At 43.0% G+C, this 1,002-nt stretch carries 1 protein-coding gene; it reads left to right on the top strand.

Annotation, left to right across the window (positions count from 1 at the left end; genetic code table 11):
* Positions 1-124 precede the first annotated feature (124 nt).
* A partial coding sequence (locus ACS8FD_RS17040) for an ATP-binding protein (protein ID WP_439276715.1) occupies positions 125-1,002 on the top strand: 878 nt, incomplete at its 3' end.

Raw genomic sequence — 1,002 nt, 5'->3', positions numbered from 1 at the left:
ATCAGCCTAGCAGTATTTACCGCGCAGTTTTGTGCATAAGTTGCGCTCATCTGCTGGTACTTGATGTTCTTGTGATTAATCTATGCTGGCTACAGCATTTTTGGTATAAATAATAGGAGTTTTTATGAGTGAGCAGGCCCAAGCGGATAATAAAAATACGGATAATCTTAATGCTAATAGCAGTACCGCTACTGAAAGTACCCCTGAATTAAAAAAACATACTTTTGAAGCAGAAGTGGCGCAGTTACTACATTTGGTGACCCATTCGCTGTATTCTAATGCCGACATCTTTGTGCGTGAACTGGTCTCAAACGCCTCTGATGCTTGTGATAAGTTGCGTTTTGAAGCAACCAATGATGACAGCCTTTATGAAGACGATGGGGAATTAAAAATCCGTATCGCAGTCGATACCGATGCTAAAACCATTACCTTTACTGATAACGGTATTGGTATGAATGAAACCGATGCCATCGAAAACTTAGGAACGATTGCCAAGTCGGGTACCAAAGCATTTTTAGATAAGCTGTCTGAGTCGCAAAAGCAAGATGGTCAATTGATCGGACAGTTCGGTGTTGGTTTTTACTCAGGCTTTATCGTGGCAGATAAGATTAGCGTTGAATCACGTAAAGCAGGTGAGCCTGCGGATAAAGGTGTGCGCTGGATATCAGACGGTACTGGTAGCTTTACCGTTGAGACAATCAACAAAGCACAGCGTGGCACTGCCATCACTTTGCACTTAAAAGAAGAATATAGCGCAGGCGAAGACAATTACCTTGATCGCGGTAAAATCAAGCGTTTGGTCAATAAATACTCAGATCATATCAGCTTGCCCATTCAGATGCGTAAAGAAGTTTGGCAAGAAGATGTCGCTGATGACAGTGACGATTCAGAAGAAAACAGCGCACCTGCTGGCGGTGAAATGGTACTTACTGATGAGTGGGAAACCATCAACAAGGCTAGTGCACTATGGACGCGCTCAGCATCTGAGATTGAAGATGATGA

The sequence above is a fragment of the Psychrobacter sp. 1U2 genome (assembly GCF_051847575.1).
Note: the sequence above shows the minus strand (reverse complement) of the source record. Positions and strands in the feature narration are given on the sequence as shown.